The sequence below is a fragment of the Sphingomonas sandaracina genome, from assembly GCF_036663695.1.
Lineage (GTDB): Bacteria > Pseudomonadota > Alphaproteobacteria > Sphingomonadales > Sphingomonadaceae > Sphingomonas.
Genome location: NZ_JAXOJK010000002.1, coordinates 669579 through 686567, shown reverse-complemented (window position 1 = coordinate 686567; position 16989 = coordinate 669579). Strand labels below are relative to the sequence as shown.

At 60.3% G+C, this 16989-nt stretch carries 23 protein-coding genes; 12 read left to right on the top strand and 11 right to left on the bottom strand.

Annotated elements, in window-relative coordinates:
* Positions 1-219 precede the first annotated feature (219 nt).
* Together U1707_RS08550 and U1707_RS08545 are read left to right on the top strand one after the other, a co-directional pair.
* Entirely contained in the window at positions 220-432 is a 213-nt protein-coding gene (locus U1707_RS08550) for a hypothetical protein (RefSeq protein ID WP_332799644.1), read from the top strand.
* Positions 433-704: 272 nt separating this feature from the next.
* Positions 705-1313 carry a hypothetical protein gene (locus U1707_RS08545; protein ID WP_332799643.1) on the top strand — a complete coding sequence of 203 codons (609 nt, stop codon included), beginning with the start codon at positions 705-707 and terminating at the stop codon, positions 1311-1313.
* Between the two features lie 114 nt (positions 1314-1427).
* Here U1707_RS08545 and U1707_RS08540 read toward each other — a convergent pair whose 3' ends face one another.
* Both U1707_RS08540 and U1707_RS08535 read right to left on the bottom strand, forming a co-directional pair.
* On the bottom strand, positions 1428-1649 hold the full coding sequence (locus U1707_RS08540) for a hypothetical protein (protein ID WP_332799642.1): 222 nt from the start codon (positions 1647-1649) through the stop codon (positions 1428-1430).
* A gap of 370 nt (positions 1650-2019) precedes the next feature.
* On the bottom strand, positions 2020-3165 hold the full coding sequence (locus U1707_RS08535) for a Nal1-like putative serine protease (protein WP_332799641.1): 1146 nt from the start codon (positions 3163-3165) through the stop codon (positions 2020-2022).
* Positions 3166-3469: 304 nt separating this feature from the next.
* Between U1707_RS08535 and U1707_RS08530 the strand changes: the two genes are divergently transcribed.
* The 4 genes from U1707_RS08530 to U1707_RS08520 all read left to right on the top strand — a co-directional run bounded on the left by U1707_RS08530 (position 3470) and on the right by U1707_RS08520 (position 4918).
* Positions 3470-3691: a hypothetical protein gene (locus U1707_RS08530; protein ID WP_332799640.1), complete on the top strand. Its 222-nt coding sequence runs from the start codon at positions 3470-3472 to the stop codon at positions 3689-3691.
* 120 nt (positions 3692-3811) lie between these two features.
* The gene (locus U1707_RS19020; protein ID WP_443025671.1) at positions 3812-4003 is read left to right on the top strand and encodes a DUF6961 family protein; all 192 of its coding nucleotides are present in this window, start codon (positions 3812-3814) and stop codon (positions 4001-4003) included.
* Between the two features lie 375 nt (positions 4004-4378).
* Positions 4379-4636: a hypothetical protein gene (locus U1707_RS08525; RefSeq protein WP_332799639.1), complete on the top strand. Its 258-nt coding sequence runs from the start codon at positions 4379-4381 to the stop codon at positions 4634-4636.
* A gap of 123 nt (positions 4637-4759) precedes the next feature.
* Positions 4760-4918 (top strand): hypothetical protein, encoded by a 159-nt coding sequence (locus U1707_RS08520; RefSeq protein WP_332799638.1) that lies wholly within the window; start codon positions 4760-4762, stop codon positions 4916-4918.
* A 100-nt stretch (positions 4919-5018) separates the two neighbouring features.
* On the opposite strand, the gene U1707_RS08515 is transcribed toward U1707_RS08520, so the two are convergent.
* The gene (locus U1707_RS08515; RefSeq protein WP_332799637.1) at positions 5019-5324 is read right to left on the bottom strand and encodes a hypothetical protein; all 306 of its coding nucleotides are present in this window, start codon (positions 5322-5324) and stop codon (positions 5019-5021) included.
* Positions 5325-5968: 644 nt separating this feature from the next.
* Here U1707_RS08515 and U1707_RS08510 point away from each other — a divergent pair.
* Positions 5969-6781, top strand: a complete 813-nt coding sequence (locus U1707_RS08510; RefSeq protein WP_332799636.1) for a hypothetical protein — start codon at positions 5969-5971, stop codon at positions 6779-6781.
* Positions 6782-6881: 100 nt separating this feature from the next.
* On the opposite strand, the gene U1707_RS08505 is transcribed toward U1707_RS08510, so the two are convergent.
* Positions 6882-7118, bottom strand: coding sequence for a hypothetical protein (locus U1707_RS08505; RefSeq protein ID WP_332799635.1), 237 nt, complete (start codon positions 7116-7118; stop codon positions 6882-6884).
* A gap of 135 nt (positions 7119-7253) precedes the next feature.
* Between U1707_RS08505 and U1707_RS08500 the strand changes: the two genes are divergently transcribed.
* Genes U1707_RS08500 through U1707_RS08490 form a run of 3 tightly spaced genes read left to right on the top strand, consistent with a single transcriptional unit; the run spans position 7254 to position 9202 of the window.
* Entirely contained in the window at positions 7254-7457 is a 204-nt protein-coding gene (locus tag U1707_RS08500) for a hypothetical protein (protein WP_332799634.1), read from the top strand.
* Between the two features lie 3 nt (positions 7458-7460).
* The gene (locus tag U1707_RS08495) at positions 7461-7937 is read left to right on the top strand and encodes a LexA family protein (RefSeq protein WP_332799633.1); all 477 of its coding nucleotides are present in this window, start codon (positions 7461-7463) and stop codon (positions 7935-7937) included.
* Complete coding sequence (locus U1707_RS08490) at positions 7934-9202, top strand: Y-family DNA polymerase (protein ID WP_332799632.1); 1269 nt, start codon at positions 7934-7936, stop codon at positions 9200-9202. The genes U1707_RS08495 and U1707_RS08490 overlap by 4 nt, the downstream gene beginning before the upstream one ends.
* A gap of 55 nt (positions 9203-9257) precedes the next feature.
* Here U1707_RS08490 and U1707_RS08485 read toward each other — a convergent pair whose 3' ends face one another.
* From U1707_RS08485 to U1707_RS08475, 3 genes are all read right to left on the bottom strand, one after another.
* A complete protein-coding gene (locus U1707_RS08485; RefSeq protein ID WP_332799631.1) occupies positions 9258-10487 on the bottom strand; it encodes a Fic family protein in 1230 nt (409 codons plus the stop codon).
* 115 nt (positions 10488-10602) lie between these two features.
* Complete coding sequence (locus U1707_RS08480; RefSeq protein ID WP_332799630.1) at positions 10603-11250, bottom strand: SOS response-associated peptidase family protein; 648 nt, start codon at positions 11248-11250, stop codon at positions 10603-10605.
* A 3-nt stretch (positions 11251-11253) separates the two neighbouring features.
* On the bottom strand, positions 11254-11589 hold the full coding sequence (locus tag U1707_RS08475) for a hypothetical protein (protein ID WP_332799629.1): 336 nt from the start codon (positions 11587-11589) through the stop codon (positions 11254-11256).
* 37 nt (positions 11590-11626) lie between these two features.
* Between U1707_RS08475 and U1707_RS08470 the strand changes: the two genes are divergently transcribed.
* Positions 11627-12202 (top strand): hypothetical protein, encoded by a 576-nt coding sequence (locus U1707_RS08470; RefSeq protein ID WP_332799628.1) that lies wholly within the window; start codon positions 11627-11629, stop codon positions 12200-12202.
* Between the two features lie 657 nt (positions 12203-12859).
* Here U1707_RS08470 and U1707_RS08465 read toward each other — a convergent pair.
* Positions 12860-13129 (bottom strand): hypothetical protein, encoded by a 270-nt coding sequence (locus U1707_RS08465; protein WP_332799627.1) that lies wholly within the window; start codon positions 13127-13129, stop codon positions 12860-12862.
* A 339-nt stretch (positions 13130-13468) separates the two neighbouring features.
* Between U1707_RS08465 and U1707_RS19015 the strand changes: the two genes are divergently transcribed.
* Positions 13469-13894, top strand: coding sequence for a surface-adhesin E family protein (locus U1707_RS19015; protein WP_443025670.1), 426 nt, complete (start codon positions 13469-13471; stop codon positions 13892-13894).
* A gap of 5 nt (positions 13895-13899) precedes the next feature.
* On the opposite strand, the gene U1707_RS08460 is transcribed toward U1707_RS19015, so the two are convergent.
* From U1707_RS08460 to U1707_RS08450, 3 genes are read right to left on the bottom strand one after another with little or no spacing between them, the layout of a single operon-like run.
* A complete protein-coding gene (locus tag U1707_RS08460; protein ID WP_332799626.1) occupies positions 13900-14358 on the bottom strand; it encodes a hypothetical protein in 459 nt (152 codons plus the stop codon).
* Positions 14345-15913, bottom strand: a complete 1569-nt coding sequence (locus U1707_RS08455) for a DUF3987 domain-containing protein (RefSeq protein ID WP_332799625.1) — start codon at positions 15911-15913, stop codon at positions 14345-14347. The genes U1707_RS08460 and U1707_RS08455 overlap by 14 nt, the downstream gene beginning before the upstream one ends.
* Complete coding sequence (locus U1707_RS08450) at positions 15910-16845, bottom strand: DUF7146 domain-containing protein (RefSeq protein WP_332799624.1); 936 nt, start codon at positions 16843-16845, stop codon at positions 15910-15912. The genes U1707_RS08455 and U1707_RS08450 overlap by 4 nt, the downstream gene beginning before the upstream one ends.
* Between the last annotated feature and the right edge of the window lie 144 nt (positions 16846-16989).

Sequence of the window (16989 nt, the reverse complement as noted above, 5' to 3'; positions counted from 1 at the left end):
GCGGAGACGCTGAATCTTCGTTCGCAACAGGTAGGCGATTGGCGAGCGGCCTATTCGTTAAGGCCCAACGCTCGGAAACGCCGGCTGCCAGGAAGCCTACGTGCCGCGCCTGTTCCATTCCAAGCAATTCGCACCGACCGCGACCTGCTCTATGCCCGAATCCGTCGGTCGCTCCGGGGAGACTGGGCAACGGTCGATGACGCCGCAAGCGACCTCTACATGGCGGTGATCGAAGGACGCCTTGAGATTGAGCAGATCGAGGCAGTAGCCAACCATTACCGCAACCGCGTGATCGCTGACTATGCGTCCGCATTCGGCCCAATATCACTCAACAAGGCGATACCCGGGACCGAGGACCTGATGATGATCGATACGCTTCGGGACGAGCGATCTTCAGACTGGCTGGAGGAGATGGGAGCCACGGTTTGGTGAGACGCTGCAACGAACGGCAGGAAGCGCGCTTCGTCGACCTACAACTAGCGGAGAAAATGCAAAAAATGCATTCCGCGATAGCTGAATTTTGCATTCGCCACGGCGAGGGGCGTCGGCATAACGAACGAGCCTTTCAGGCATCCTCTCCTAAAAACTTTCAGGGTCGCTTTTGCGGCCCTTTCTTTTGCCTGCACGACAAAGCTCGCGTGATTGGGCTCGGTGACAAGCAGCAGTCGTGGTGTCATGCTGCGGCGCGTTAGCGGAGCTGAGGCATGAATGAGTTACTAAAGCTCTCTTGGCAGGTTCAAGTCGCACTGGGCAGCGGTTACGTTGCGTATATGCTGGCGTACGTCGGCATTCGACAGCACCATCAAGCGACGGACATTACCTTCCGAGCCATAGGCTTCGGGCTGTTGGCATCGCTGATCCTTTATCTCGAACCGACAGGCTACATTGTCTGGGACAGTCTCGTAGCGTTCTCAGTAGCAGTAGCTGGTGGTCTGGCATGGAGATACGTCGGGATCAGCTTGCTTCGCCGTGGCCTGCGTCATTTCAACATATCGTGGGCGGACGACACCCCGACTGCATGGGCGACTATTAGCTCGGCTAACAGCCAACATAAGCTGACTCAGCTTTCCGTCCTCCTACAGGACGGGACTTGGCTCATTTGCTCGCCCGTCGGCAAGTTCAACGATGACCCTTTCGGCCCCTGTGTCTTAGGGCAGGGCGGCGACCTAGCTCTTTACGTCACCGAAGAGATCGAACCGTGCGGTAAGTCGCGGCCACAGACGACCGTCAGGGACGATGCCCTAGGCTCCCGTCTCACCTATGTTCCCGCAGCCACCATCAAACGGATCGTCATGCGGCATGTGGACGACTAGTCGCGATGCGGAGGCGGAGGGGGTGGCGCTGAAGGCCTTGGCGGGGGAGCCTTGGGCTGAACCGAATCCGGGATATAAACTCGGCCGGGCCCTGACGGCTTGTCGTTCGGCACCTCAGTCTCTGTTCGCGGGTGGTATGATGGTGTCGGTCTCTGGCGTCACCGTCTTGGGTTGCACGGAAGCCTCGTCGTGTCCGCCGCCTCTTGGGAACATACTCTTTTCAAGGTACTCTTGCCCGCCACCCTTCGGGTTAGCAGAGAATTCACCGTTTTCATCAGGAACTGCCTTGGGCAGAGCGGTATCACTCGCGAGTTTCTTATCTTGATCGTCGGCCATTTTTACGTTCCGATTCGACAGTTAGCGCGACACCATACCTAAGATGGCCTCGCCTAAACGCCTAGCGACAACGTACCGCGTACGTTGGCCAATGAATGGCACTGAGATGGCGCTACGGTTTGGCACAAATAGCTATGGCGCACACTCTGCGTTTAGGCCTGCGCCTCGGCAATCAAGGGGCCCTCCGCCTCGACGGAGTACCCGCAGTATCGGCTCGGAACAGGGTGATGGGCGAGCCACGCCTGTTGCGCAGCTACAATCAATATGTCGCCTTGCTTTCTATGCGCAACCATAACGGTGCCTTTCCAACTAGGCAGCTTGAGCTCGGACGCCAAACGTCGAGCAGCAGTTTTTGCTGGCAATTCCATCATCACACGTTGTGCCCGGTAACCAACTCCACGCCTAGCTTGTCCAGTATCAAAGGTAAGGGAAGGATGAACGACTGGCCCCTGGCTTCGTTGCCGGCGAATACCAGCCCGACTGCATGACGATTGCCCTCGTCGTCGTAGCCTACCACCAAAGAGCCGGAATCTCCAGCTTTCGAAAAGGGCGCGTCGCCGTCGCCGTCGACAACAATCACGTCGTTGAAGAACACGGTTTTGGATACTCCATATTCCTTCACGCTGTATCCGACCCCCATCGGCATAGGCACGATCCCTCGGATTCGGCCTGACGTGAAGCCTGTCGTGCGACCGAACTTCTCGACGCGCCAGCCGCCCGTTGGCTCTACTACACTTGCCGGCGTATCGTAGCGGTCCCCCTGCATAGAAGATACCTGATCGGCGCTCTCAATCTCGAAAATGGCAGCGTCGACGTTGCTCGCTACGTCGATATTTTCCGGAATGCCTTCCGAGATTGGTAGGAGGCGCGAATGGCGGCCGATGGTAAACGGTGAAATACTTTCTTCGGTCGCGTCCAGCGGACCTGGGCAAAGAATAGGAAGCCCTGGCGCTGCAAGGTTACAAGCGCCGGAGACGTGATTATTCGTGAGGCCGAATATCGTCCCGGCGGGGTCGCGGACAAGCGCGCCGATCGTTCCAGCGCCCATGCAGTTTACCGGATGGATCGAAGAACCGCAGCAAATTCGGCCTTCATGTAGCGAGTAGGGAGTGAATGTATCTGGAGTTGGCGGATTGCCACGGACCTGAGCGGTACCACCCACTACGTACTCAACCCGGATGCCCGCAGCGAACTGGAACGGCATCATCTTCCGTTCAGCGTTAGTCAAACGGCTTTGCGTATAGACCGTTATTTTCTTCTCGGGCTCGCTGTAGGAGACGAGGCTGATCGCCCGCTTCTTAAGAACAGACTTAACAGTTTGCGCTTCAAAAAGCTTTTGGGGCTGTAGGTCCAATTCGGTGTCGTCTTCTACCGACTCATCGATCGGACCTTTCGCCAACAGACGGTTCTGCTTTGCCCATACGAGAAAGGCCGTGGCCGCGTCTTGTGCGCTGCTTACAGGGGGCTGGTCCTTGAGCGCCAAATCGAGTGAGGGCTCATCTGTATTGCCTGTCATCTGATAAACCGCCCCTCATCCCGTTACGCCCGTAGCTCAGCGCTGATGCGGCGGTATCCTACGTGATGCCTGGGCTGGCAACGGCTGATCCTCACATCGGCGGGAATAGCAGCTACGGGTGGGCCAGAACGAACGGCTTTGTTCGTTTCACGGGCCTGCGTCACCATCATGACGTGCCTTAGGTTGTGGCTGGTTTCGGCATATACCGACAGGCGCACGATATGGGCCTCGCGATCCTTCATAGAGATGGCGTCTTCTTCGAGCTTGCGGCACACTATTATGTCTGCCGAAACTAGGAACCCCCATGACCGATACCGTTACGATCAAGTTCAACTGCCCAGATTGTGGCGGCGCCATTGTTTGGGACGACGGGGCGGCAGACGATCAGCTATCGCGCTGCTCTGGCTGCGGGCAGGACGGTCCGCCGATTGCTGATCTAAAGGCACGAGGAATGGCAGAGACGAAGAAGCACGCTGACAAAATGCTGAAGGATGCTTTCAAGGGTACCGGCTGGAAGCTCAGCTAGCTCACCACCCTAGGATGGGTAGACGACCTCCCCGACACGAGCGCTGGGGGACCACCCTTTACCTCCGTTTGAGGTAAAGCTCACGATGGCGACTTGATTACTCGCTAGTTATAAGACGGCATGGCGTCCGAACACGAGCTATGGGCTATCGCGCTGAAGGTCGAGCGAGACCATGGCGATAGCGGACCACGGCATATTGCCCAGAAGATTGGCGCTGCGGCGATCGCCGGCGAGTGGGACGCCGTGACCATGTGGAAGGCCATAGCCGCGCGGCTCGACCAACTACGCCAAGAGCCCTATTCTCGCGCATGATCGCTCCCGGCAATGGCATGCAGCATTCACAAGCACACCCGGGTTACTGACCAGGTCAAAAAGACTAGCGTTCCGCTTGGACCGCGCACTGGAAGAGGGAACTACAGTGGGAACCGTCTTCGAGATCAAAAGACTTATCGTTTGAAGTTAGTGCTTTAAGGCATCAGCATGGCTCCTTGATACGGAGCCATATGCTAATTGGAACGACTTCGCAGGCCGATCGCGTTCCGCTGCCTTGCAGTGCTGTTTCCTTGATTGCGGCCATCTCGCCTCCGTTCGCTGCGCAATCTATGAACCTGCCGTGTGAAGCGGAAGCGGATGGCTGTATCGGCAGATTGTTTGCCCGAATCGATCAGCCGCGCATAGGCTGTGGGCATGGCTGACTTTGACGACTCAATAGACCCCGAACTCGGCGAAGCATGCAATCGCCTGGCTGCTTGGGTTGAGCCGTTGCCCGAGGGACAAGTAATTGATCAGGCGTCTGGCCTGACCGAGCGCGACCTAGCGATGATCCTGCGCCGGCTGCACGAGACACGGAAATATTCGCCCATTTCGATCTTCCCCATGGATGAGGCCGGGGAGCGCTCCAGTAGGCCCTCCGTGCCAGTTACCAAGAAAGGGCCGTGGACATGATCAAATGGGACGGCACGTACGATAAGCAGGTGAAGGTGAGGCCCGGCAACGCGAATGCCGATACGCTGCTCACCAAGGCCGAGCGGCGCTACCCTACATATGATGACTGACCGGGAAGTTTGGGTGAGGGCCGTCGCGATCCTTGCCGAGCATGGCACCACGGCGGCGGACTATATCCTCTCGCGGCTGAGCGACGTCCCGGACGACGATGTCGCAGCTCAGGAGTGGCGCCGTATCGCGGCAGCACTCGACGAGATCAACAGAGCGGCGACTTTCGGCTAAGCCTAGCACGGGAACGCATGAAGTTTCCTGTCAGACCAGCCGCCACCAAAGCGCGTGATCAGTGTTTCGGGCCCGCCCAGATTGCGCGCGCAGTTACACATCAGTCGCTCGAGAAAGACGCGGTCACGAAACTAGTTACCACATCGATGTCGTTCGCGGTCAGCCCACTCCCCTCATCGATGACGTCGCCTACATTCCGGGTGGCCCGGAACGCCTTGAGCCGCGCAAGCGCGTCGCTCAGGTCGGGTGTTTGGGTCATGGTTGCTTCGTCGCGGACGTCGACACGGTCGTACTCGCCGGTAGCGACCATGTCTTTTGCGAACGCTTGGGCTGCAGCCAAATTGACGTGGATTATCTCTCGGCCAATCTCGCGCCCGGCCTTCTCGTAGATGATCGTGTAAGCCATAATCCCGCCCCTTGTTACCGGAGCCGGATATGGGATCTCGCAATTCGTCGCCAAGGGCGTCAGCCGTACGGTGTCAAACTGACACCAGATGCCGCCCTGGTAGTACTTGTTCGCGTCGGACTTCAGCTTCAGGCTTCCGAACCGCGTTCTAGAGTATATCATCAATCAAAACGACGCGATCTCACGGGAAAAGACTGCACCTGAACCGATAGCAAAATGCATGCCGTCCCGGCCCGGGATTGACGTGAACTGTTCCCCTTGTCGTCCTCACTGGTATCGGCAACACCGTACGCAAAGCTTTGCCAACTTAAGACGGCAAATGCTCGGTATCATGCCCGCGGAATCCGCGGTGCCACACGGAGCGGGCGGGATACTTCACTATGAATTAACTGCGCCGCGGTACCAGTGGTTTCGAGGCTTTCGCTTCCAGTGTAGAGTACCTCAGCGCCCCGCCTGTTTCAGTCACACGGACATGCGGGGCGCTTGTTACCTCACCGGCTTTACTAGTTGCCGAATCCCGCCCTCTGACCGGACAGAAAATAGGGCATGTCCATGTGCGGCGCTCGTAAGACGAGCCACACGCTAGACAACAGTACCTTAACGATCGTCAGTTACCGAACGGAGATCCACTGAAGGGATCTGCGATGAAGCGCTTCTTGTCTTGCCTCGTACTGTTGGCAATCGCCCAGCCTGCGTGGGCGGGTAGCGACGATGCACCATACTACGGCCCGATGAAGCGCTGGCACGGCATCGGCTTCCAAACCGGCTACAGCGATCGAACCGAGAAAGACGGATCATGGCGCGTCGATGCCGCGGTACACGGTCGGACTGATGCGATCGATATGGCCCTATACCGGGCCGCAGAGCGCGCTCACGAGCTTGGCTATCGCTATCTATTCCTGTTAGGTGGCAACGGATCGAAGACGCCGGGACAGGGTATGGCAACGGTCTACGCCCGCCCGAGCCATGAAGCGGTGCCGCCGATCGGCTGCCGGTCCAAGAAACTGACGACCTGTTACACTGCTGACGTGCTCGAAATTATGCGCATCCTGGGCGGACCCGACGGATCCCAGCCGGGAGTGCCTATTTTGGCGGGTCAAGACGAGTTCGGCCGCGATGTGTTCTCATCCGGTTACGGAACTGGGGGTGTAACATCGTTGGTCCCGGGCGGCATGGTGCAAAGCCAGGTGACGACGATCGTTGACGGCAAGCTACGGATTCGCGGCGGGCGCCCTCCGCAAATTCGGCCTGGGTTCGTTCCGGTCGCTGTTCCGACCGTTCCCGCACAAGTGGTAATTGAGGCGGCGGCTCCTCCGGCGGTGAAGTATGCGCAGCCCGTTATTCAACATTCCCCCTCCCCCGAAGCCCAGATTAAAACGCGGTTCGAGCGGGCGCTAAAAGCGGCCCAGCCGGTGCGTGGCCGCGAGCCCAACCTAGGCTGGACTATAAGCGACTAACGACGCTGGCCGGCAAGCTACCGTTTATTCAGGGTTACCGCGTCGCCAACCCTCAATTTCTGGACAATTAGCGCGAAAGCCTGTTTCCACGCGTCCTGCATCATACGGACAACCAATCGGTCTCGGCATCGTCGATGGCGGCGAACATGTCGCCTTCCGCCTGCATGGGGCGGAGGTGCTTCCGCACAGCTTCCGGATCGCCGTTGCGGGGGAAGCGGCGATCGGCAACCGCTCCGATCGCAAGCTGGCCGACAAGATCGCTATGGTCCTTCTGCGTCACAAGCCACTGGCCGAATGCGGGCTTCGGCACCTGCTGGTCGTCGCCGTGATCAGTCATTCTCGGGCCCTTCGATTCGATGGCCCGCCAATCGCATCAGATTGATGTTCTTGCAATGTTCTTGCGAATCAATCGGGTTCGCGCCTAGCTAGGGGCATGCCGCTCGCGGCGACTCGACATTGATGGAGCAACGAAATGCAGCATGATCTGCAGCTGAAAGCGGCTGCCCGCGTGATATACGACAACGTCTATCCGCCTGCGGATCTCGTCCCGCTCAGCTTCGACGAGGCCGAACGGTTCGGGACCGTCGAGTATCGGCAAGCGGTCGGCGCTGCTCAGGATGCACTGTCCGTGTTGACCGCTCGGCACGAGCAGCTCCTCTTTGCCGCGATCCTCTAGGTCATGCCCTTAACCTACCCAGGCCGCCCGGTCGTCGTCCCGCTGAACCGTCGTGACGATGCGCTACGGCTTCACGACGTCCCGTTCGAACTGGTGCCGTGCGAAGTGCCGTTCTTCCTCGTCCACACTCAGGCCGGGTTTCCGTCGCCTGCGCAGGACGACATGCAGGAACCCATCGACTTGGGCGCGTGGCTCGTTGAGCATCCGGCCGCGAGCTACATCATGCGCGTCGATGGCCGATCCATGTCCGGCGCCGGGATCAATGACGGTGATCTGATCGTCGTGAACCGCGCCAAGGCGCCAAGGACTGGCGCGATAGTCGTGGCGCTCGTGCACGGCGAACGGACGCTGAAGCGGTTGCGCTACGTCGAAGGCCGACACTGGCTCGTCCCGGAGGCCGAAGGGTTCGCGGACATCCTGGTCGACGAGCACGTCGAGATATGGGGCACGGTCGTCGGCGTCGCGCGCAAGATGGCATGAGCACGCCGATCGCCCTGATCGACTGCAACAACTACTACGTTTCATGCGAGCGCGCTTTTGACGCCAGTTTGGCCGGCGTGCCGGTCATTGTCCTATCGAACAACGACGGATGCGCGATCGCCCGATCAGCAGAAGCGAAGGCCCTCGGGATCAAGATGGGCGACCCCATCCACCACCTGCGCGACAAGGTGAAACAGCACGGCATCCAGGTACGGTCGTCAAATTATGCGCTCTATGGCGACATGCAGCGGCGAGTGATTGCAGCCTGCGAGTCCTTCGCCCGTGACTTCGAGATATACTCGATCGACGAGACGTTCCTCGATCTCGCGGGCTTCGAGGGGCGCGATCTTGTGGCGCACGCGAACGCGATGCGTGCCCAGGTCCAGCTATGGACGACGATCCCCACCTGCGTCGGCATCGCGGAGACAAAGACACTGGCGAAGCTAGCGAATGCTGCGGCCAAGAAGAACCCGCAGTTCGGCGGTGTGGCCGATCTTCGTGACGACGACGTGCGGCGCGATGTGATGCATGCCTTTGCGGTTGGTGAAGTGTGGGGCGTCGGAGGTGCGACGGCCCGCAAGCTGACCGATCTGGGGATCCACACAGCGGGGGCGTTGCGCGACATGCCGATGAAGCAGGCGCGTGCCGTCGGGACCGTCGTGCTCGAGCGGCTTGTCGCCGAGCTGCGCGGTGTGCCGTCAAACGCGGTCGAGGCAGTCGAACCACGGCGGAAGGGCATGGCCGTTACCCGTTCGTTCGGGACGCCAATCTCCGACTTCGAGCAGATGATGGGCGCGCTGTCGCAATACGCGCTGCGGGCTGGCGAGAAGCTGCGATCGCACGGGCTTGTCGCCGCGCGACTGACCACGTTCTTCCACACCAACAAGCACAAGCCCGACCGGCCGCAGTACGGCGCGTCGCGGATGGTGACGCTGCATCCGATGACCAACGACAGCCTCGAGTTGATTGCGGCCGCCAGGCGCGGGGCGGAGAAGGCATGGCGGGATGGTTACGCCTACACGAAAGCCGGCATCATGCTCGACGATCTGCTTCCTGAGGACGAGCGGCCGCGCACGCTGTTCGAGGAAAATACAACCAAGCGAGACCTGCTGATGGGCGCGCTCGACTCGATTAACGGCAGGTTCGGCACATGGACGGCGGTGACGGCGTCGCAGGGGTTCAAGCGGGAGTGGAAAATGCGGTCGGAGATGCGGTCGCCGGCGTGGACGACCAACATTTCCGAAGTGCCTACCGTGCGGGCTTAGCCGTAGAACCTCGAAGTGCGTTGCACGCTTCCCGAAACACAAACACGAAGGATCGTTACTCGTCCTGAGACTCAAGTTTTGGCAAAAACGCAATAACCTTACTTTTGGATGCACGAAAACCAAGGTCGCTACGACGTATTAGGCCCATTGACCGAAGGTCGTTTAAGTCACGAACGATTGTCTTTACAGTCTTACCTGCATATAGCTCTGCTAATTGAGGGGTTAGGTGTCTAACGGTATTTGCCTGAACAGGTTTTAACGAGTCAGATATGGCAAGAGCTAAATGCCGTCGCCGATGGTCAGCCGCACCTTTCCGGTCCTTGAATTGCTGATGGACATAGTCTCTCCACGTCATATCCACCTGGTAATCACGAACGATACTGATTTGCTCGCGGAGCTGCTCACAGAAGCCCTGCGTTGCATACTTTATGAACGGCATAACATCGCCGCCGCTTCGGCTGGCCGCGTCGAGTTGCCGATAATACTCGGTTCTCGTCTGATTGTAAAAGTTGCTGAGGAGATGGGCAGCTGCCGACGGAGCTCCCGCTTCTAACAGCAGCCGGACTTCCAAAAGGCGCGCTGTTCGACCGTTTCCATCTCCGAACGGATGAATCCACGCCAGATAAAGATGCGCCATAATGGCTTTTAAGACACCATATACAATACGATGCTGCTTCTCGCCTTTAAATGTTGGCCCATTAAGCCAGTCACACATTTTTTGCAGAAGTGGCTCGCACTCCGCAGCCGGAGCACCCCTATACCTACCTACTTCCACCTTATGCTCACGGACCGCTCCGGGAACTACGTCTGTTGCTACAGAAAGGTCTTTGAGGATGATCTCGTTATATTTCATAATTTCATCGACCGTTAAGGGATGAGCATCTTGCATGTCGACGACGTCTTCTAAAATACGATTGGTGGCCTGAAGAACGTTGTCCACCTCAATCCCTAAATATGCCTTTGAAGCAGGCAGATCTAAAGTTCCCGCAATCTTGCGCTCCACTTCTTCTTCGCTAAGAGTGTTTCCTTCAATTGCCGTTGTCGCCATGATACCTTTAGCGAGAAACAGCGAGTGCATCTTTTCCGCAACCTCGGGTTGCAGGGGCGCGCCAGCAAGGTGCTCACATTTGCTCTGGATCTCGCCCAGCGACAACCAAATATCAGGTCCAGCCCGTGTCATATCGACCCGAAACGAAAGCCACGGATGCGTCGCCAAATATGTCGGCTTCTCCGGAAGAGCTTTTGTCCGTCTTAAGGTGCTGATCTGACTAGATTTTCCGGCCATTTGGAAGTTTTCCTGTCCAAGGTAATGGCACACCATACGGTATAACTCATGGCCGTGCTACTACCCTCTATGGTTAGCAATTTACTCTCTGAAAGAGCGCCAAACCGTGTCTTGGTCAGGTTGGTTTTCGTGTTGGAAACACTGGCCCGCGTACCGTCATTCGGTCGGCCGGATATGGCCTTTGCAGCGACAGGACGTCGTCATAGCTCCCGGTCAGCCAGCGCTCGTGATCAGCGGGACGCAGTATCGTGATCATCGCCTTCGGATGTATCGGCGCCACCAGTTCGTTGGCGTCGCACGTGACCATCGCGAAATATCGCTGATCACCGACCTGCCGCCAGAAGCCGGCGATCGCAAACACGGGCTGGTCGGTCACCCCGAACCACATCTCTCCCTTGATCGGCTTCTTGCCGTCGCCGAGGTCGGTTGGCTCGCGGGCCCATTCGCAGAACTCCGTCAGCGGGATGAGGCAGCGGTTCGCTGGGTCGGTAACGAGCGAGCGCCATTGCGGGAGATGAAGCGTGCGGACGTTGGTCTGTGCTACCTTGCGGCCGGCCTGCTTCGCCTGCCCTGCCAGGACGTCCCATTCCATCACGTCAAGCCCGCGGCGGTCGTTTTCATTCCGCACGACATACGCTCGACCGAACGGGCGCAGTTCCTTCGGATCGAAACGATTATCCATCGGTTTGTCGGCCAGCCATTCAGCACCGAACCGTTCGGTAATGGTCTCCGGCTCACCGTCGAACCGGGCGCGATTACACATCGATCAGATCCCGAGACCGCGACGCTTGATCTCACCGAGCAGCGCTTCGGCTACCGGGTGGCCAACCTCGCCTCCCGACTGCTCGTACGCGCTGGCTAAGTCCGCGTCCGATGCATCGTTCAACAGGCCCCTGACTTCGGCGCTAAACTCGTCGACTTCCCCGGCCGCTGCATCCGCAGCGTCGTCGCTGGTGATGGCGGGCTCGTCGCCGGGTGCCGGCGCGTGGGCCATCACGGCATCCTGCTTAAACATGTCGAAGGCGTCTGCAGCTTCGTTGCGTTCCTCCAGGGCGATCTCGAGGCGGGTGAACAGGTCGAGCGACGGTGCGGTGTTTTCCATCGCGGAAGCCTAAGCCCGGTTCGCTGTTCCGCGCAATATGCCGCCGCCGCACGCCGCTGGTTCAGGTGTTTATCTGCCCGACAACGGCGCCGATTGCAATCACGGAAACGATGATTGCCCATCCCTCCCAGGTTCGCGGTGTCCATCCAATGCCTACGACTTTGGGCTGAAACCATTCTCGCGGGCGGTTCATCACAGCTCCGATACCGGCGGGACCAATCGGCTGCGCCTTTCGCTTCCCGGCGCCGGGCAATACATGTCACGAACGGAGGAAGCCAGCATGCCCGCGGACATCATGAAGGTAGACGATCAGGCCAAGATCGACCTGTTTCAGGAGATCATGCCCATCGTGCTGCAGTATCTGGCGGCGAACTCCCCCGACGAGGAACTGATTGCCGACGACATCATCGACTTCTTTGCACTCTCGATCGCGTCGGTAATCCAGAACGACACAAACCTGACGACTTCGCAGCTACAGCGCAAAGGCGTCGAGGCGGCCGGGAAGCACATCGCTCACTGGGTCCGGCTCTTGAAGTTGGATCATGAACACCGCGGCGCGTCGCTGCTGGCAATGACGATGGGGGCGGTCGCGTCGGACGAGACGCAGCAATAGCCGCACGCTCTACCCGGAATGCAACGTCAATCTCCACGAAAACTGCCCAGGGCTTACCGGTCTTGCGAACGGCCAACCTATCCGGAAAACTGCTGAGAAAAACGGATAGGCTGGCCGCCTCGGTAGCTCGAGCGTCGAGCCTCGCAGCGGATCAGCAAGGGAGTGAACCGCGCTACGGATCATCAGGTACGTAACCCTGACCAAATAGACTCACTGACAGAAGGAATTGTTTAACGACGATTCCAAGGCCGGGCATCACGCCCTGCGAACGGCTCCCCGTGACCCAGATCCCCGTGCAAGCGACCGTTTCCGACCGTTATAAAACGGCGCCGCTAAGCACCGCTAAAAGCGGAGCAGCCAACCGTATCCCATCCGTATTTTAGGGGTCGCATAACAGCGGGGCTCCAGTCGTCTGAGCCTCGCGCGTTTATGGCCTCCGATTATTGCGGGGCCTCCGCTACGCCCGCGCGTATGGGTGAAAATATGGCGGGCGGTCCGCTGTATTGCTCACGCGCGCGCACGCGATGACCCGAGAAAGCTGCGCCGCGTGTCATGCCGCCGCTCTTTAGGGGGTGACACTATAGCGGACTGTCCGCGCCATAGAGATACCGCCCGAGCGCGCGTACTGCTCCCGCTACCGCGCTTGACTGCCTCGCATTATTGCGGAGGCCCCGCCGCATCCGGCCACCGTTCTTCCGCGATCCGCGCCGCCCGCTCCATCAACGCCGGGTCTAGCTCGATCGCCGCCACCAGCACCTTGAACGCCCTGGACGGATTGCCACGAGATTGCTCCTTGTCCTTCACCATGCCGAAAGACAGGCCGAACCGAGCGGCGAACGTCGGTTGATCGACCCGCAGCCGCCGAAACCGCAGCCGGAACAGATCGCGAGCGAAGCCTTGCTTTCCGAAGTCAGGATCGAACCCCATTCCCGTTACTCCTACGTTGCCCGTGCGGGCGGTTGTCAGGTGTTATCGTTCGCCGGATTGCCTGTTATTCGCCTGTTAAAACAGGCAGAGGCAAAACCTATTGGCACTATTGGCGCTATTGGCATGGAGCCTATCTCGCCCCCAAGCCGTCGCCTTCGCTCTATAAATATATAGATAGATAGAACCTTTTTTGGTTACGTAGCGGAGGCTTGCCATTAGTGCCAATAGCTCGCGGATCGACAGAAAGACCCCGTGCCAATAGTGCCAATAGTGCCAATAGCCCCCCGGTTCGGTCGGCGCGGGGTATCGGCTCGACTCTCAGCCGCCGATAGGGGGACCATGCAGATGAACGTACTTGCGAGGATCGTTGCCGCGTCTTGCTTAGCCGCGGTTTCAGCGCCAGCCGCCGCCACGGACTGGACCAAAACGGCAACCCTCCCCGATGGAACGGCCATTTACGTCGATCGTGACTCAATAAGCCGATCGGGTTCGCATGTGCTTGCTTGGGAGAAGTGGGATTATACGGCGGCTCCGCGTAATCCGAACCGAGCGTATGCCGTCGAGAAGGACCGGCGAGAGCACGATTGCGCTGCTGGCGGGACGCGGTTGCGCGAGGCGATCGAATATGATGCGAACGGAGACGTCTTAAAGTCATACAGTTGGGCATCCGGTGAATCACAATACCGCGCGTCACCTCCCGAGAGCGTTGGCGAGGCAACGCAAAAGTTCGTCTGCGGCGGCGCGAGCAACCCCCCGCCCGGTTGATCCGACTACCGGCCAAAATCCCATAGCATCACCGGCTCAATCGTCGGGTGCGTGCCGTGTCGCATACCGCCCCGCTCGAACGACGAGCGCGACCCGCCCGAGGCGTCAGCAGCTATCGCGCGCTTGTCATCGAGCATGACTATTCGCCGCCCGTCGAGCCAGACCGCCAGCCCCTGAAAATCCCAGTCGTCGCGCGGACCGATCCCGAATAGGTCGCCAGCCGTCCACCCGAGCGCCATCGCTTTTGCCGCCCACCGATCGCGAGCGAGTGTCATGGCGTCCGACACCACGCCCCGCCAGTTCCCGGCGCGCTCGAGCTTGCGCGGCGGCTGCAATCGCTCCAGCCGCCGCAGGGCGTTAGCCAGGTCATCGGGAAGCCCGAAGTTCTCGACAGGCGGCGCGGCGGCGGCGGCGGGTTTAGCGCCTTCCGCCATCACCGACGCGGCAACGTCACGCCACCCCATTAGCCACCTCGTGCACCAACGGATTGACGAGGTAGTCTTTGCGCGGCTTGCCCGCCGTGTCGCCAGCACGCTCCCCGACACCGCGAAGCCATCCCGCCTCGACCAGTGCCTCAGTCGCTTCCTGGACGTCGGCCGCAATCTTCAGGGTTGCGATCCCGCTTTCCCGTCGCACGTCACGCAGATTGATGCGTTGCGCTTTCGTCGTCAGTATATGGCGAGCCAGTGCCGCCGCGTTGCGCTCGCTGAGGGGCAAGGCGGCATCACCGAACACACGGACCGCGGACGGCTTCGCATAGTCGTCAATGAAGCTCAGCACCGACGTAAGCGTCTCGGCACGGATGGCGCTAGGCTCGCTCCCATTGCCCGCCGCCCAGCCGATAAGCTCGACTACCAGAGACAGCCGCAGCACCATGCCCCGCAGCTTGCCGAGGAACCCCTTATAGAGCCCCGCCGCCTCGCGGATCACCGTGTCGTTATCCCGTATCCATTCCTCGAAGATCGCGCCCGCCGCATCGTCCAACATGAGAACGATCGCCACCGCTCGTCCTTCATCGTCGCGAGCGGGCTGGAGCCCGAGCAGCCGCCGATAGACCCGCTCAAGCAACGCAACGTCGGCAATGCCGCTTGGGCGTTGGTAGCGGATCGGATCGGGCCACGCCCAAAGGAAGCGCGCCACTAGGCCATCGTCCGCGGACTTCAACAGGCACTGCGATAGCTTCTCGGGCTGAATGCCGCCCAACACCGTCACCCCGTTGAACTCGATAAACAGCGGGGCCTTGAGGCTCTTGCGGTCGACGGTGAAATGCCGCCCGCCGAACGCCTCTAGCCAAAACTCACGGCCCCCAGGCGAATAGCGCTCGAAGCTCATAAGCCAGCCCGCCAGCTCGTCGCGCAAATGAAGGATGCCGTTGGGGTTGCCGGATAGAATCTCCATCACCGCTTCCGGCGTGCCGTCCTGCACCGTGAGACGCGGGCGCTGCGGCTCGTCGGGCTCGACCGCGGCATCGGGCATCGATGGAGTAGCCACACCTTCCTTGGTCGCCGTCTTGACGTCGGCAAGCCAAGCGGCCTTCTCCGCCTTCGATCGTTCGGCGGTTGTTTGCCAGCCGATCAAACCGGCCTTGAACTGCTCCGCTAGTTCCTTCTCCATCCCCTTGAGCGGCCCTGTAGCGGCGTCGATCGCGGGGGACTTGTTAGAGGACGGATCACCGACCGGGGCAATCCACAGGACGCACGGCTCGCGCCACTGGGGAGCGGTCGCGAACGGTTGAACCGAGCGCTTGGCACCGACCAGCGAGGCGGCGACCGCAAGGATGCTGACGGCCACGTAGTCAGCCGGGGCACCGGCGCCCGCCGCCAGATCGCGCACTAGGGGCCAGAGGTCGCCGAACATATCGGTCGGCATATCGGGCGGGGCGGTACGGCCACCGGCCAGCACCGTCATATCGGGCTTTGACCAGACCGGAGCCGACTGCGACCCGCGGCCCATATAGTCCGAGGCATCCTCGAACACTTCCGCGGTATCAACCCGCGCGGCAAACGAACGCGCGTTCATGCTGCTACCCCCATAAGGCTTTCGTTCCAGTCCTTCACGCCGTCGTCGGGATAGATCACCCGGACCACGACACCCCGGCGCGTCATTGCCGCCGCTGCGTTCTCAGCAGCGAACCGGCCCGCCTCGTCATTGTCGCCGCCTATGACGACGCCGCGCACGTCAGAGGGCAGTTGCAGCCCCGCGAGCATCCCAGCGCCAGCCGCCGCCCAGGCAGACGCCGCGCCCATCTGGATTAGTGAAAGTGCATCCTCCGCGCCTTCCGTCAGCGCCAAGCCATCCAACAGGACAGGCCCAAGACGGATCGCGCCGCCGCGAACGAGCCCGAGCGAAAACTTGACCTTGCCGTCAGCCGATGCGGCCTTGCGCCCGTCGTCCGTCAGGAAAGTGCGCTGGATCCCCGCAGGCTCGCCGTCGGGACCCGTCACCAGAGCGACCATTGCGGGTAACAGGCCACGCCCGTTCGCTATCGCCACGCCGCTTTCGGCTGGCGGCTTGAGGCGCGCGAACCGAAGCGACCCGGGAAGGTCGACCGTAATACCGCGGCGGCGCAAATAGGCGGCGGCTGGCGTCCCTTCGATCGGGACCGCCGACCGCCACAGGCTCAGCGAATAGGCGTTGTCCCGTTCCGCTTTAGCCCTGACCTTGGGAGCCTCGACCACCGGCAGATCGCCACCACACAGACGGTCCGCCGCCTCGCGCAGCGTCAACGAGTAGTAGCGCTGCACGAAGTCGAGGACATCGCCAGTCGCGTTGCAGCCGAAGCAATGCCACCGCACGCCGTCCGCGAAGACGTAGAACGACGGCGAGTTGTCGGGATGAAACGGACAGCAGCCGACGAGCTCGCCTTGCTTGGGGCGGAGGTGCATCACCGCCGCCGCGACCGTTCCAACGGGATGATCTAGCCGGATCGCCGGTAGGTCTAGCAGGGCCATTACAGCGCCTCCACGATCGGGAGTGAATGGATGCGGGCGAGGCAACCCGCACGAGCGCGAGCGCTGCTCAGACCGCGCCAGACGCGGCCGACACCGCCGCCGCGCAAGCGGTCCTGCACCCCGACAGCGAAGCCTGGACGATCG

Bases quoted from the DNA above. Each gene is read 5' to 3' on its own strand.
- U1707_RS08505 (WP_332799635.1), bottom strand. From the start codon at position 7,118: ATGACTGATCACGGCGACGACCAGCAGGTGCCGAAGCCCGCATTCGGC.
- U1707_RS08470 (WP_332799628.1), top strand. From the start codon at position 11,627: ATGCCGCCGCCGCACGCCGCTGGTTCAGGTGTTTATCTGCCCGACAAC.
- U1707_RS08530 (WP_332799640.1), top strand. From the start codon at position 3,470: ATGACCGATACCGTTACGATCAAGTTCAACTGCCCAGATTGTGGCGGC.
- U1707_RS08500 (WP_332799634.1), top strand. From the start codon at position 7,254: ATGCAGCATGATCTGCAGCTGAAAGCGGCTGCCCGCGTGATATACGAC.
- U1707_RS08490 (WP_332799632.1), top strand. From the start codon at position 7,934: ATGAGCACGCCGATCGCCCTGATCGACTGCAACAACTACTACGTTTCA.
- U1707_RS08450 (WP_332799624.1), bottom strand. From the start codon at position 16,845: ATGGCCCTGCTAGACCTACCGGCGATCCGGCTAGATCATCCCGTTGGA.
- U1707_RS08510 (WP_332799636.1), top strand. From the start codon at position 5,969: ATGAAGCGCTTCTTGTCTTGCCTCGTACTGTTGGCAATCGCCCAGCCT.
- U1707_RS08480 (WP_332799630.1), bottom strand. From the start codon at position 11,250: ATGTGTAATCGCGCCCGGTTCGACGGTGAGCCGGAGACCATTACCGAA.
- U1707_RS08485 (WP_332799631.1), bottom strand. From the start codon at position 10,487: ATGGCCGGAAAATCTAGTCAGATCAGCACCTTAAGACGGACAAAAGCT.
- U1707_RS08475 (WP_332799629.1), bottom strand. From the start codon at position 11,589: ATGGAAAACACCGCACCGTCGCTCGACCTGTTCACCCGCCTCGAGATC.
- U1707_RS08525 (WP_332799639.1), top strand. From the start codon at position 4,379: ATGGCTGACTTTGACGACTCAATAGACCCCGAACTCGGCGAAGCATGC.
- U1707_RS19015 (WP_443025670.1), top strand. From the start codon at position 13,469: ATGCAGATGAACGTACTTGCGAGGATCGTTGCCGCGTCTTGCTTAGCC.
- U1707_RS19020 (WP_443025671.1), top strand. From the start codon at position 3,812: ATGGCGTCCGAACACGAGCTATGGGCTATCGCGCTGAAGGTCGAGCGA.
- U1707_RS08545 (WP_332799643.1), top strand. From the start codon at position 705: ATGAATGAGTTACTAAAGCTCTCTTGGCAGGTTCAAGTCGCACTGGGC.
- U1707_RS08495 (WP_332799633.1), top strand. From the start codon at position 7,461: ATGCCCTTAACCTACCCAGGCCGCCCGGTCGTCGTCCCGCTGAACCGT.
- U1707_RS08515 (WP_332799637.1), bottom strand. From the start codon at position 5,324: ATGGCTTACACGATCATCTACGAGAAGGCCGGGCGCGAGATTGGCCGA.
- U1707_RS08540 (WP_332799642.1), bottom strand. From the start codon at position 1,649: ATGGCCGACGATCAAGATAAGAAACTCGCGAGTGATACCGCTCTGCCC.
- U1707_RS08460 (WP_332799626.1), bottom strand. From the start codon at position 14,358: ATGGGGTGGCGTGACGTTGCCGCGTCGGTGATGGCGGAAGGCGCTAAA.
- U1707_RS08455 (WP_332799625.1), bottom strand. From the start codon at position 15,913: ATGAACGCGCGTTCGTTTGCCGCGCGGGTTGATACCGCGGAAGTGTTC.
- U1707_RS08550 (WP_332799644.1), top strand. From the start codon at position 220: ATGGCGGTGATCGAAGGACGCCTTGAGATTGAGCAGATCGAGGCAGTA.
- U1707_RS08465 (WP_332799627.1), bottom strand. From the start codon at position 13,129: ATGGGGTTCGATCCTGACTTCGGAAAGCAAGGCTTCGCTCGCGATCTG.
- U1707_RS08535 (WP_332799641.1), bottom strand. From the start codon at position 3,165: ATGACAGGCAATACAGATGAGCCCTCACTCGATTTGGCGCTCAAGGAC.